This is a genomic window from uncultured Kordia sp. (assembly GCF_947496985.1).
Lineage (GTDB): Bacteria > Bacteroidota > Bacteroidia > Flavobacteriales > Flavobacteriaceae > Kordia.
The window spans coordinates 1-13583 of sequence record NZ_CANMEZ010000011.1 but is presented as its reverse complement, the minus strand read 5'-3'; the positions used below and the strand labels follow the sequence as shown (position 1 = coordinate 13583).

Below are 13583 nucleotides of genomic sequence, written 5' to 3'. Positions count from 1 at the left end.
TACCCGAAATGAAAAAACTATCATTATTACTATTCTTGGCAACAGCTATTGGTTTTGCACAAAATGCAGATGAAAAACAGCTTAGAGAAGTATATACACAATCACTAACCAATGGGAAAAGCTATGAATGGCTGGATCATTTATCAAATAAAATTGGTGGAAGATTGTCAGGATCTGAAAATGCGGAAAAAGCTGTACAATACACAAAAGCAGAACTTGAAGCTTTAGGATTGGACAAAGTTTGGTTGCAACCAGTAATGGTTCCAAAATGGGTTCGTGGAAAAGCCGAAGAAGCTTTTATCATTAATGGAGAGAAAAAAATAGAGGTTCCTATCTGCGCATTAGGCGGATCTGTAGCAACAAAAGATGGTGGATTAACGGCTGATATTATAGAAGTACAGGGCATAAAAGAACTAGAAGCACTTGGCACTGAAAAAATAAAAGGAAAAATTGTATTTTTTAATCGACCAATGCAAGCAGAACTCATTAGTACATTTAAAGCATATGGCGGTTGTGTAGATCAACGTTATGCAGGTGCTTTTGAAGCTGCAAAGTTTGGAGCTGCTGGTGTTTTAGTACGTTCTATGAGTTTACGTTTAGACGATTTACCACATACAGGATCGATGAGTTATAAGGATTTGGCTGTGAAAGATAGAATTCCTGCAGCTGCTATTAGTACGAATGGAGCAGAGTTGTTAAGTATGCTACTAAAGAAAAATCCGAAAACAAGATTCAATTTTTCGCAACATTGTCAGCAATTCGATGATGTACAATCATATAATGTAGTTGGAGAAATTACAGGAAGCGAATTTCCAAAAGAAATTATGATCGTAGGTGGACATTTAGACTCTTGGGATTTAGGTGATGGCTCTCATGATGATGGAGCTGGAGTTGTACAAAGCATGGAAGTATTACGATTACTAAAAGAAAGTGGATACAGACCAAAGCGTACGATTAGAGTTGTGCTATTTATGAATGAAGAAAACGGATTACGTGGTGGAAATAAATATGCTGAAGTAGCCAAAGAAAAAGGAGAGAAACACATTTTTGCGTTAGAAAGTGACGCTGGTGGATTTACGCCAAGAGGCTTTTCATTTGATTGTTCAGATGAAAACTTTGCGATGGTAGAAAGTTGGAGAAAGCTATTCAAACCGTATTTAATTCATTACTTTGAAAAAGGAGGAAGTGGCGCAGATATTGGTCCGCTAAAAGATGATCAAATAGTATTGGCTGGTTTACGACCAGATTCACAACGTTATTTTGATCATCATCATGCAGCAAATGATACATTTGACGCGGTTAACAAACGTGAATTAGAATTAGGTGCAGCAACTATGACATCACTAGTGTATTTATTTGATAAATACGGAACGGTAAAACCAAAGAAAATAAAAGGATAACCCTTTAAATAATATTGACTATAAAAAATCCTGCTTCTTACAGCAGGATTTTTTATAGTCAAGAAAAAGAATAAATATTCATGAACAGACTTATAATTCTCGGAAATGGTTTTGATTTAGCACATGGTTTGCCAACGCGTTATCAGGATTTTATGTTGCATTACTTAAAAGATGTTTTTAAGAAAAAGCACGATGCTTCTGGTTTGATGTCAGTTATAAAGACAAATTATTTTCATGACAAATGGGAAGAGTCTATTGATGAAATAGATAGTATTGAAGAGTTGTTTAGTTATATTAATTTAAGAGCAGATATAGTTCCTTATATGTATAAAAGTGAATTATTATCTTGTTTAGTTAGAGATTTTAATAAAAACAATTGGATAGATATTGAAGCTGAATATTATCGACTTTTGAAAGAATGTTACAAAGGAAATGATAAAAACGCTATTGAAGAATTAAACAAAGACTTTGAAACATTAAAATCAATTTTAGAATCTTATTTAAAGAAAGAGGTTGAAGAAAAATATAATTTCATGCCAAGCGAAGAGTTTCTAAACATTTTTTTAACCAAGACTACTAGATATAAGAAAGAAATTTTTGGTAAGTCAAAATACAGTGATTTTCCTGAAAAAACAGTTTTCCTAAATTTTAATTATACAACAAATATTGAAGATTATCTCATTCAGCCAGAAATCATACATCATTTAGGGAATCCTGAGGTGAATTACATTCATGGAGAACTGGAAAGTGTTGAAAATCCTATCATTTTTGGTTTCGGGGACGAAATGGACAAGAATTATCAGGAAATAGAAGAGTTAAACAACAATGCTTATTTTGAACACATCAAATCTTTTCAATACCTAAAAACAGCTAACTATCAAGATTTAATTCGTTTTTCAGAAGGAAGTATTGAAGGTTACGAAATTTATATCTTTGGACATTCCTGCGGACTTTCAGACCGAACCTTGTTAAATCATGTTTTTGAACACGACAATTGCAAATCCATTAAAATATTCTATCATAACGGTATAAAAGGATATACAAACACAGTTTATGAAATATCGCGTCATTTCAATGACAAGGCAAGTATGCGAACTAAGATTGTACCTTTTGAAAAATCTATTCCAACACCGCAAGTACAATTAAAAAAGAAAGCATAAAAAAAGCGACATTTTCATGTCGCTTGGCTTTTAAAAAAATACTATTTTTTATCTATATGGCAAATTGGCATATAAGAAACTCCTCCACCACAATCATCAGAACATTCTGTACGTGTACAATTCCATGCAGTTTGAAAAGGTGTACATCCGTCACTACAACCAGCTGTGAATAAACCTCCTACAATTAAATCTTCATTAAGGTTAGAAATTAATTTCTTGTTTAACTTCAATCCATCTAAATTCTTTTTTTTCATAATATATTTGTGTTTAGGTTAATAAAACAGAGTAAAACTATTGAAAACCAACACTTGAAAAAAGTCTATATAGTCGTGATTTACAAATAATGGTATCGTATTTATAAATAACGTTTAGAAGTAATATCGATAGAATCTAAAAAAGCGATACATGTGTATCGCTTTCGTTTTTGAGTTAGTTATGAGGAGATTAATCCTGTGGTTGCTGTAAATCATTGTTTGTTGTGATACATGTACCTATGAACGAAGCACCGTTACCGCAATCATCAGAACACTCTGTACGTGTACAGTTCCAAGCAGTTTGAAAAGGAGTACATCCATCACTACAACCAGCAGTAAACTTACCACCAATTATTAAACCTGGATTAAGATTAGAAATTGACTTCTTGTTTAATTTTAACCCGTTTAAATCTCTTTTTTTCATGATATATAGTTTATAGTTAATAATATATTAAAGCTATAGAATGATTGAGTTAAATAAAAAGAATCGTAATCGGTATTTATGAATTGTAAGAAAAAGAATAGATAGTGTGAGTTGTTTTAAGTATTTGTAAAATAGTAGATTATGATTGTTTTCTTTCTAAGGAGGGACATTTTTATGAGTAAAAAAGAGTGACATTATAATATCACTCTTTTTCGTAAATTATGTTATATAAAATAATAAGGAATGTAATTTATTTCTTTGTGGTAACACAAATTCCTATAAAAGAAATACCGCCGCCGCAATCATCAGAACATTCTGTACGTGTACAATTCCAAGCGGTTTGAAAGGGTGTACATCCATCGCTACAACCAGCAGTAAATAAACCACCAATAATTTGATCTTCGTTAAGATTTGAGATTAATTTTTTATTTAATTTCAATCCTTTTAAGTCTCTTTTTTTCATAATAATATATAGTTTATAGTTAATAACTGAGTTTAAAGCTATCAAAAAAGAATTGTGATTAAAAAAGGATACAATCGTGATTTATAAATAGCAGTATAGTATTTATAAATGCCGTTTAAAAATTTGAAAATAAAGCGCTTATTTTTTATTTCACCTTTAGACTACATCAAAAAATATATTGCAATTAACATAATTATAATAGGAAATAACTTAATAATGAGTGTCATAAATCATCTAAAAATGGGTAAAGCTTTATCGGGAGATACCAAAAAAATCTAAATTTCTGGAATTAATTTGTATCTTTAAGTAAACCGTATTGCTATGAAAGAATTAAATCAAATAACACGTTTGATGGTATTTGTTCTTATTTTTTTCAACCCTGATGTGTGTGTCTTTGGACACAACCTAGATAACCCTAACCATCAAACGGAGTTTACAAAATTGTCAAATGCTACATCAAAGGAGTTTCCCTATTCTAATGATGAAGCTAATTTAAAAGAAAGTACTAGTCTTATAGATAGCATTCCTATTTATAAAGAGCTAGCGATCCAACATGCGCAAAATCATGAAGTGGAAAAAGCGTCTTTTTATACAGATAAGTATATTAAGACAAGTTACGATTTTAACTTTATCCATGACAGTGAATTTGTCGCATTACAACATGCTGCGCCATTTGAAAAAATAGCCAAAAAGTATTGTTTGAACTTTTCGAAATTCAATTTGCTGTATTTGTTTTCTGCTTTAATTGGATTTTTTATTGCGATTCTTATGAATTTTAAACGGAATAAAAATAAGACAGCGATCATGTTTATGAGCGCGTTTATCTTTATACATTCCTTTTTTACACTTCATTTGTTTCTGCATAAATCGAATTTCAATTACAGATATCCGCATGTTTTGTTTATGTCAACCATATTTTCATATATGTATGGACCTTTAATTTATTTCTATTTTAAAAGTATCACGAGTAAATATGTGTTTCGTAAAAAACATTTATTGCATTTGATACCAACAATTGTTGTTATTGTTTTTTTAATGCCTTTGTTGACACTTCCTGGAGAAGAAAAATTAAAAATAGCTTTAGGAACAAGTACTGTGGTATATGAATCATTTTTGAAACCATTGTTTGTAGTAAAACTTACATCACTTATTATATATGTGTGTGTTGCTGTTAACATATACATGAAAAAGATTCGAAAGAAACCAAAAATCAGTCAACGTGTAAAAAGGTGGCAACGAAATTTAGTTATACTAATATGTGCATATATATTATTCTATTCTATATATGGATTAATGGTTGTAAAAGTGATTCCAAGAGAAAATAATCATGAGTTTTTATACCATATTCAAATATTGGTAATGATTTCAACTATGTTATATATAGGTTATATGGCATATGTACAGCCAAAAATTATTACAAATAGCTATATCAAGAAAGTATATAGCAAATACAAAAACTCAGGATTGACAAAGAGTTTATCGTATGAACTTAAAGAACAATTGTTGTATTTATTGAATGATCAGAAAATCTATAAAATGAACGACATTAATTTAGAACGACTTTCTAAAATGTTGAATACGACGCGACATAATACTTCGCAAGTCATTAATGAACATTTTCAATTGAATTTCTTTGAATTAATCAATCAATATAGAATTATGGAAGCATCTCAAATATTGAGAAATGATATACATCACAACTTAAATATTATTGATGTTGCCTATGAAGTTGGTTTTAATAACAAAGTAACGTTTAACAAATCATTCAAAAAGCATTTTGCACAAACGCCTTCGCAATACCTTAAATCAGTTCGCGTGGCATAATTTTTAAGAAAAATTATTCTTTAGAAATAGTATTAAGTGCAAATTTTGCAAGTTCTCTATTTCCGAGAGTAGTAGTTGAATCGAAAATAAGGTTCGTCAATATTTTAATTGCTTGTTCCTTATTTTCTTCATTTGCTATTGTTAGTGCTTTGTTGATTAACAAAATTCCTTTTGTTTCCACGTCAGGATTTAACGACAATCCTTTTTCGATAGCTTTTTTTCTTTTTTCACCTTCTAAGAGAGATGAATAATCTTTCCAACCAGGAGCAAATGTTGGGAAGTTAGAAACTAATAATTCTGTCATTTGTAACTTTTCTTTAGGATCTGTAATCCATTCAAGTGACATATACATTTTATAAAGTCCTTGTTTAAAATCTCCTTTCTTCTCTTTTTCTAGTGTATGTAGTGCTACTTTAGAAGTATAAAAACCTTCAGGAGCCAAACTATCAGTTAAACGATAATATGTAAGAGCTTTTTCAAAATCGTCTTTTAGTAAATACGTATATGCCAAATCATATACAGAATATGCCCAATCTGGAGCTTCTTTTCTGGCTAATTTTAAAGTAGTAATAGCTTTTTCATACTCGCCGTTTTGTCCATGTTGTCTTGCAGTATTGTGTAATAATTTCGCAGATTTAGAAATACTTCCAATTCCGAGAACCGCATAATTAAAAGAACCAGTTGATTTAGCTAATTCTTCTTTTGATATTTTATTTCCTAAAGAATCTGTGAACACAATTTTAGAAGTACTCATTTGTGAGGATTTTGATTTTTCATTACTGTTTGTGCATGAGCTTACTAATAATAAGCCAATTAAAATTCCAATTATTATTTTCATTAGTTGTTTTGTAATTAGTGATCATACAACAAGAACCTTTGTCATTTCCTTTATATGTAAACCTATAATATATAGTATAAGCTTGGAAAAGTTAAAACTATATGAATCTTACTTCATATCAAAATCAACAACCGTATTTAAAAATACAGTATCAATACTATTCTTTTCACAGCTGCTATCACAAATCAAGCATGTATGTGTAAATAAAAGGTAAGCCTTCTTCGGAAGCGTTAATATCTATAGGGATTCCCTGAAAAAATAGAAATGTATAGTTCTTTTATTATAGCAAAAAAAGTAACGTGATTTCTGTATACTCTCTCTAAAACTGTATTCCCTACACGTATAAAAATTGCATTAACAATGTATCAATTTCATGAGCACTTTTTTTAGCATTTAAAGGAGTATAAACTAAAAAAATTATTTCAATGAAAAAGAAACACATTACAATGCTTTTACTATTACTGTTTCATATCAATATAGTATTAGCTCAGGAAAAAAAGGTTACAGGTAACATTGTAGATGACAAAGGAACACCATTATTAGGAGTTACCATTATTGTCAAAGGAACAACTACCGGAACACAAACAGATTTTGACGGAAACTATACCATCAGTTGTAAAAAAAGTGATGTATTAGTGTTTTCGTATATAGGATTTAAAAATCAAGAAAAAATAATAGCGGATACGTTGATTATAAATATTACCATGGAAGAAGATGCTACTTTGCTCAATGAAGTATTAGTTGTTGGATATGGAAAAACGAGCAAAGTAGACAACACAGGAGCTATTACCAAGATAAAATCGGAAGAATTGGACAATACTCCGGTAGCTTCTCTGCAAGAAGCATTATCTGGTAAAGCTTCAGGTGTTTTTATTGAAAGTCAAAGCGGTAAAATTGATGGTGCTATTAAAGTGAGAATTCGTGGTACTAACTCTATTGGAGGAAACAACGAACCTTTATATGTTGTAGATGGTTTGGTAATTGCTGGTGGAACCAGAGATATCAATTTTAATAATATTGAATCAATTGAAGTGTTAAAAGATGCTGCAGCAACTGCGATTTACGGTTCGCGTGGTGCGAATGGCGTAATTCTTATCACAACAAAAAAAGGAAAACAAGGAAAAACACAATTCAGAGTTGATTTTCAAAATGGTTTTAGTGAACCTACAAATCTTAGAGATTTCATGAATGCTGAACAATATCGAGATTTTTTCAGAGTTGCAGCTATTAATAGATTTGGGGAAGACACAGGAAATTTATTTTCAGATATCATTCTTGGAGATTTAGCGCAAGGGCAAGATGTAAATACTGATTGGCAAGACTTAGCTTTTAGAAATGCAAAGTTGGTGCAGTTTAATGTTGGCGCTTCTGGCGGAAGTGAAAAAAGTAGATTCTACACAAACTTATCATACGATCATCAAGAAGGTATTTTGATTGGAAACGATTTAAAAAAACTCAACGGAATTCTAAACTTTGAACACGATGTGAATGAGCGTGCTAGTGTTGGAATTAGTACTACACTAAGTAGATTGGAAACCAATAGTGTAGCAGGAGATAATGCATTTGCAACGCCAATTCAGTTAGTGGCACAAGCACCAATTTCGCCAATAAGAGATGAAGATGGAAACTTAATTAGCTATGATCAAGTAGGAAGTATCGTGAATGGATATTATAGTGCGCTAATAGAAGATGCCAATTCTACCAGAAATACAACTTCAGATAGAATTTTAGCAAACTTATATGCAGATTATAAATTTACGGATTGGCTAAATATTCGAGGAGAACTCGGTTTAGATAGAGGATCAACAAGAGCATTTGTATTTCAAAATGCAAATACACAAGGAAATGGAGTTACTGGAGGATTTGGTTCAACAAGGATCACAAAGTTTCAAACCTTCTCCCCAAAAATCTATGCAACCATAGATAAAAAGTTTAATGAAATGCATGACATCAATGTAGTTATTGGAACAGAAGCACAAAAAACTAGAACAGAAATTGCTGGAGGAACGGCTACAGGGTTTATTTCAGGGTTAGACCAAACGGGGACTGGCGCTGTTCCTACTGGCGTTTTGGGTTCTACAGCCAATAATGGTTTCTACTCATACTTTGGTAGAGCAACCTATAAATTGAACAATAAATATATTGTAGGTTTTACAGGAAGGTATGATGAAAGTTCGGCATTTGATGGCGGCGTATTTTTTCCAGCAGTTTCTGCAGCTTGGAAAATTTCAGAAGAATCATTTCTAAAAGATTCAAAAATTATCAGCTTCATGAAGCTAAGAAGTAGTTACGGAATCAACGGTAACAACTTTAATGGTTTTCCTAGTTTGGCTCTATTCTCGCCAGTAGCTTACAATAAATTAGCAGGATTGTCCCCAACGCAGTTAGCAAACAACGATTTGTCTTGGGAAACAACAGCAACTTTTGATGTTGGATTAGAACTAGGTTTTTTTGATAATAGAATTAATCTTGAATTGAACTATTACAAAAAACAAACAAAAGATTTAATTCAAAGGAGACCTATCGATGCAACTTCTGGTTTTACAGGATTCTCTGCAAATGTTGGAAACATGGAAAACAAAGGATTGGAAATTACGCTAAACACCGTAAATGTAGATAGTAAAGACTTTTCGTGGGAAACGAATGTCAATTTTTCAAAAAATGAAAACAGAGTGACAAAATTGATCAATGGACAACCAATTTTAAGTACGAATGATAGTTATATGAATGCTTTGATAGAAGGAGAACCAATTGGTGTATTCTATGGAAGAGAATATGCAGGTGTTGATCCAGCTAATGGAGATGCACTGTATTACTTAAATGACGGAACAGGCGGAACGACAAACAATCCGAATGCAGCAAACTTCAAAGTATTAGGAAGTCCAAATCCAGATTGGATTGCAGGAATCACAAATCAATTACGATATAAAAACATTGATGTAAGCTTTTTATTCAATGTAGTTCAAGGAAACAAAATACACAAAGCGGCTGACGGATTTATGGTTGGAGGTAGTTTCATAGACAATCAATTAGCAAGTGAATTAAACTATTGGACACCAGAAAATCCAAATACAGATGTTCCGCAACCAAGATTATTACGAGGAAATGGAACAGCGGCATCAAGTAGATTTTTGCAAGATGGTTCATACATACGATTGAAAAACATTTCATTAGGATATAATTTTGGTCCGAAACTATTAGAAAAAATTAAGCTAACAGATTTACGAATCTATATAACTGGACAAAATCTATTAACATTTACAAAATATGATGGATGGGATCCAGAAGTAAGTACAGACTTTTTGGCGAATGGAAATAATATATTTCAAGGTGTAGATTTCTATTCAGCACCACAAGCGAAAACAGTAACATTAGGAGTAAAAGTTGGATTTTAAAAAATAAACAGATGAAAAATAAATATATAAAATATATCGTAATCATCATTGCATACCTATCATTTTCATGTGAAGACTATGTGGATGTTGAGCCTTTAAACACGCTTAATGCAAGTAACGCATTAAACAGTAATGAAAAGGTAATTGGAGCACTCAATGGAGTTTACAATACAATGTCAAGTACACGTTTGCTTGGCGGCGATTTAATCTTTGTGTCAGAACTCTTAGGTGCAGACGGGAAAATAACATTTGGCGGAACATTTAATGATCCGCAACAAATTATAAACAAACAAATACTTACAACAAATAGTAGAATCAATAATATATTCAATACTGGATATAGTACTATAAACAGAGCAAATTTAGTATTAGAAGCTATTGATTTTGTAAACGATGCAAACAGCGATAGAGTAGAAGGAGAAGCATTATTTGCAAGAGCATTAATTCACTTTGAATTGGTAAAACTATTTGCAAAACCATATAGCGATGGAAATGCAAGTTCAAACCTTGGTATTGTATTAAAAACAGAGGCAAGTCCTTTTAATGGTGGTGATATCTCATCAAATTGTGAATCGAGAAGTACTGTACAACAAGTATATGATAGAGTTATAGCAGATTTAATTGCGGCAAGTGCTTTAGTGCCTTCAAGTAATGGAATCTACGCAAACAAAGCAACGGTGAATGCAGTATTGGCAAGAGTATATCTTCAAACAGGAAACTATGAAGGTGCTCGAGATGCGGCTAACGAAGCTATCAATAATTCAGGAGCAAGTATGGTTCCTACGTATCGATTTGCTTTTGCACAAGATGCAAATACATCAGAAGATATTTTCTCTATACAAGTTTCAGAAATAGATGGAGCTAACGGAATGAATACTTTTTGGGCACCAAGTATACAAGGTGGTAGAGGAGATGTAAGAGTAACGGATGGGTTTACCAGCTTTTTGACTTCTCAAAATAGAGGGGTAAATGCAAACCCGAATGTTGCTATGATCATAGATGGATATACTACTAAATGGTACAATCAATTTGGAAATGTTCAATTGATGCGTTTGCCAGAATTATTATTGATTAGAGCAGAAGCTAATTTAGAAGAAGGAACCTCTGTGGGAGCAACACCACAACAAGATTTAGATGCCGTCAGAAACAGAGTAGGTCTGCCTAGTGTACAAGCGACAATGAATAATATATTGACAGAAAGAATCGCTGAATTAGCTTTTGAAGGACAATATTTGCATGACTTCAAAAGAAGGCAATTTGCAATTGAAGGTTTTTCTTTTGATGCGGACGAATTGGTATTTCCAATTCCGCAAAATCAAATCAATGCATGCCCCGATACACAACAAAATGCTGGATATTAATCCCTAGCTACGTGTTGGTAATTCATAAAAGATTGATGAGTTTAATAAAAGGACATTTTTTCATACATCATACGATTATTATAATGATGAGGTAAAGGTGATAACGATCTATCTAAAAATAAATTTACAATTAAATTAGAATTGCTGATGCGTAGCTTAGGGTAGAGAAACATTATTTAGTTTTTTTAGTTAGAACTTCTCTTTTGTAGTAATATGAAGAGGAGTTCTTTTTGTAGAAAATAGTACGTTATTTGAAAAGCGTCTTATTGGATTTGATCCAACATTTCATCAAACTACTTTTCAATTCTTATAGAAAAACCGAACTAGATATTGAATCAAGTTCGGTTTAATTGTCTTCCTTCTATTATATGTGTTGATAAATGGTTTTATTTCTATATAATCTATCTCCAAAGCGATCTAAATTCTATAATCTGGAAAAAGAACCGATTTATTCAAAATAGCTAAACGTTTCTCCTTCTTTAATAGTAAGTAATGTTTCGTAAATCAAACGAATCACATTCTCGACATCATTCTTATGTACAGTTTCCACAGTTGTATGCATATAACGTAGTGGAAGTGAGATTAATGCAGAAGGAACACCACCATTACTATAAGCAAAAGCATCTGTGTCTGTTCCTGTAGATCGACTTGAAGCCATACGTTGAAAAGGGATTTTGTTCTTTTCAGCAGTATCAATAATACGTTCTCTCAACTTATTCTGAACGGCTGGCGCATATGAAATCACAGGTCCGTCGCCCATTTTAGTTTCTCCTTGTGTTTTCTTATTAATCATAGGAGTTGTTGTATCATGACAAACATCTGTAACAATAGCAACATCTGGTTGAATCGTTTCTGTAATCATTTCCGCTCCGCGTAATCCAATTTCTTCCTGCACAGAATTTGTAACATACAATCCAAACGGAAGCTTCACTTTATTTTCATGTAATAAACGTGCAACTTCAGCAATCATAAATCCACCAGCTCTATTATCAATAGCTCTACAAACAAACTTATCTTTATTTAACACATGAAACTCATCCGGATACGTAATCACGCAACCAACATGCACGCCGAGTTCTTCAACTTCTTTCTTTGTACTGCATCCAACATCAATAAAAATATTATCCATCTTTGGAGGTTCTTCCTTAGCTCTATTTCTAGTATGAATAGCTGGCCAACCAAAAACACCTTTTACAATACCTTTCTTCGTATGAATATTAACCCATTTAGAAGGTGCAATCTGATGATCACTTCCTCCATTTCTAATTACATACAATAAACCATTATCTGTAATATAATTTACATACCATGAAATTTCATCAGCATGCCCTTCAATAACAACTTTATACTTTGCTTTTGGATTAATAACACCAACGGCAGTTCCGTATGAATCTGTAATAAACTCATCAACATAAGGTTTCAAATAATCCATCCAAATCTTTTGTCCATTCCATTCATAACCTGTAGGAGCTGGATTATTCAAATATTTTTCTAAAAAAGCCATAGACTTTTTATTAATAATCTTCTTTTTTGCCATAATTTTAATTTAATTCAAACGAAAATAATAATATTAAAATAGATTTAATAGTTATAATAGAACGAATTGTTATTTTTGGAATAAAAATTGAAGAATCTTTACTAGATGAAAAAAGTCTACCTAATACTAATAGTACTTATATCGTATGCTGGAAATGCGCAAATAATGCCGCAAGATACAACTACTACAAAAAAGTTTCTAATAGAAGGAGATTCAATTCCACGCTCACACATCGATCTTGAAGAAGTCATTCTATTCAATAAACTAAAATTCACGTCAAAAGAAGAACGCATTCGATACCTTATATTAAGGAGGAAAACATTAAAAGTATATCCATATGCAAAAATGGCGGCTGAACGTTTAGTAGTATTAAATGAAAGATTAAATAAAATAGATTCAAAATCGAAACGAAGACGATACACTAAAAGAGTGCAGAAGTTTATAGAAGGTGAACTTTCTGCAAAACTCAAAAAACTAACGAAGACGGAAGGGCAAATACTCATAAAGTTAATTCACCGTCAAACAGGAGACACTGCATTTAACTTAATAAAGCGTTTACGAAGTGGTTGGAAAGCATTTTGGTACAATACGACTGCAAATTTATTTGATATATCGCTCAAAAGAGAGTTTAAACCAGAGTCAAATCATGAAGATTATCTAATAGAAGACATACTACAACGTGCTTTTTCTAAAAAACAATTGGAGCGGCAAGCTTCTGCATTACCATTCTCATACCTAGAATTAACAGATAAATGGTCTGCTAAAGATCAGAAAAAGAAATAGTTGCACGGTTCAATAAAAAATAGTAGCTTTATTTCCCTTTTTAGAAACTCAAAACATATGTAATAGCGATTTTGATTACAATATATAGTAGTTCATAATTGGAATGTAGAGTTTATTTAGGAGTTGTTGTTTATTTAGGATTTA

At 31.9% G+C, this 13583-nt stretch carries 11 protein-coding genes; 6 read left to right on the top strand and 5 right to left on the bottom strand.

All coding sequences use genetic code 11. From position 1 onward, the window contains the following. The first annotated feature begins 8 nt into the window (after nt 1–8). Both Q0828_RS20800 and Q0828_RS20795 read left to right on the top strand, forming a co-directional pair. Nucleotides 9–1400 (top strand): M20/M25/M40 family metallo-hydrolase, encoded by a 1392-nt coding sequence (locus Q0828_RS20800; protein WP_298426004.1) that lies wholly within the window; start codon nt 9–11, stop codon nt 1398–1400. A gap of 80 nt (nt 1401–1480) precedes the next feature. Beyond that, the gene (locus Q0828_RS20795; protein ID WP_298426001.1) at nt 1481–2560 is read left to right on the top strand and encodes an AbiH family protein; all 1080 of its coding nucleotides are present in this window, start codon (nt 1481–1483) and stop codon (nt 2558–2560) included. 41 nt (nt 2561–2601) lie between these two features. Here the strand turns inward: Q0828_RS20795 and Q0828_RS20790 are convergent, their stop codons facing one another. The 3 genes from Q0828_RS20790 to Q0828_RS20780 all read right to left on the bottom strand — a co-directional run bounded on the left by Q0828_RS20790 (nt 2602) and on the right by Q0828_RS20780 (nt 3701). Further along, entirely contained in the window at nt 2602–2814 is a 213-nt protein-coding gene (locus Q0828_RS20790; protein ID WP_298425998.1) for a hypothetical protein, read from the bottom strand. A gap of 190 nt (nt 2815–3004) precedes the next feature. Continuing rightward, nucleotides 3005–3238: a hypothetical protein gene (locus tag Q0828_RS20785; RefSeq protein WP_298425996.1), complete on the bottom strand. Its 234-nt coding sequence runs from the start codon at nt 3236–3238 to the stop codon at nt 3005–3007. Nucleotides 3239–3488: 250 nt separating this feature from the next. Beyond that, the gene (locus Q0828_RS20780) at nt 3489–3701 is read right to left on the bottom strand and encodes a hypothetical protein (protein ID WP_298425993.1); all 213 of its coding nucleotides are present in this window, start codon (nt 3699–3701) and stop codon (nt 3489–3491) included. Between the two features lie 321 nt (nt 3702–4022). Here Q0828_RS20780 and Q0828_RS20775 point away from each other — a divergent pair, with 321 nt between their 5' ends. Next, the gene (locus tag Q0828_RS20775) at nt 4023–5525 is read left to right on the top strand and encodes a helix-turn-helix domain-containing protein (RefSeq protein ID WP_298425989.1); all 1503 of its coding nucleotides are present in this window, start codon (nt 4023–4025) and stop codon (nt 5523–5525) included. Nucleotides 5526–5538: 13 nt separating this feature from the next. Here the strand turns inward: Q0828_RS20775 and Q0828_RS20770 are convergent, their stop codons facing one another. Further along, nucleotides 5539–6363 carry a hypothetical protein gene (locus Q0828_RS20770; RefSeq protein ID WP_298425986.1) on the bottom strand — a complete coding sequence of 275 codons (825 nt, stop codon included), beginning with the start codon at nt 6361–6363 and terminating at the stop codon, nt 5539–5541. 425 nt (nt 6364–6788) lie between these two features. Between Q0828_RS20770 and Q0828_RS20765 the strand changes: the two genes are divergently transcribed. Next, nucleotides 6789–9758 carry a TonB-dependent receptor gene (locus Q0828_RS20765; protein ID WP_298425983.1) on the top strand — a complete coding sequence of 990 codons (2970 nt, stop codon included), beginning with the start codon at nt 6789–6791 and terminating at the stop codon, nt 9756–9758. 11 nt (nt 9759–9769) lie between these two features. Next, nucleotides 9770–11119 (top strand): RagB/SusD family nutrient uptake outer membrane protein, encoded by a 1350-nt coding sequence (locus Q0828_RS20760; protein WP_298425979.1) that lies wholly within the window; start codon nt 9770–9772, stop codon nt 11117–11119. A gap of 448 nt (nt 11120–11567) precedes the next feature. Here Q0828_RS20760 and Q0828_RS20755 read toward each other — a convergent pair whose 3' ends face one another. Next, entirely contained in the window at nt 11568–12656 is a 1089-nt protein-coding gene (locus Q0828_RS20755) for a M42 family metallopeptidase (protein ID WP_298425976.1), read from the bottom strand. 105 nt (nt 12657–12761) lie between these two features. Between Q0828_RS20755 and Q0828_RS20750 the strand changes: the two genes are divergently transcribed. Further along, nucleotides 12762–13439: a DUF4294 domain-containing protein gene (locus Q0828_RS20750; RefSeq protein ID WP_298425973.1), complete on the top strand. Its 678-nt coding sequence runs from the start codon at nt 12762–12764 to the stop codon at nt 13437–13439. The last annotated feature ends 144 nt before the right edge of the window (nt 13440–13583 follow it).

Coding starts and splice junctions, on each gene's coding strand:
- Q0828_RS20760 (WP_298425979.1), top strand. CDS start 9,770: ATGAAAAATAAATATATAAAATATATCGTAATCATCATTGCATACCTA.
- Q0828_RS20785 (WP_298425996.1), bottom strand. CDS start 3,238: ATGAAAAAAAGAGATTTAAACGGGTTAAAATTAAACAAGAAGTCAATT.
- Q0828_RS20755 (WP_298425976.1), bottom strand. CDS start 12,656: ATGGCAAAAAAGAAGATTATTAATAAAAAGTCTATGGCTTTTTTAGAA.
- Q0828_RS20795 (WP_298426001.1), top strand. CDS start 1,481: ATGAACAGACTTATAATTCTCGGAAATGGTTTTGATTTAGCACATGGT.
- Q0828_RS20775 (WP_298425989.1), top strand. CDS start 4,023: ATGAAAGAATTAAATCAAATAACACGTTTGATGGTATTTGTTCTTATT.
- Q0828_RS20780 (WP_298425993.1), bottom strand. CDS start 3,701: ATGAAAAAAAGAGACTTAAAAGGATTGAAATTAAATAAAAAATTAATC.
- Q0828_RS20750 (WP_298425973.1), top strand. CDS start 12,762: ATGAAAAAAGTCTACCTAATACTAATAGTACTTATATCGTATGCTGGA.
- Q0828_RS20770 (WP_298425986.1), bottom strand. CDS start 6,363: ATGAAAATAATAATTGGAATTTTAATTGGCTTATTATTAGTAAGCTCA.
- Q0828_RS20765 (WP_298425983.1), top strand. CDS start 6,789: ATGAAAAAGAAACACATTACAATGCTTTTACTATTACTGTTTCATATC.
- Q0828_RS20800 (WP_298426004.1), top strand. CDS start 9: ATGAAAAAACTATCATTATTACTATTCTTGGCAACAGCTATTGGTTTT.
- Q0828_RS20790 (WP_298425998.1), bottom strand. CDS start 2,814: ATGAAAAAAAAGAATTTAGATGGATTGAAGTTAAACAAGAAATTAATT.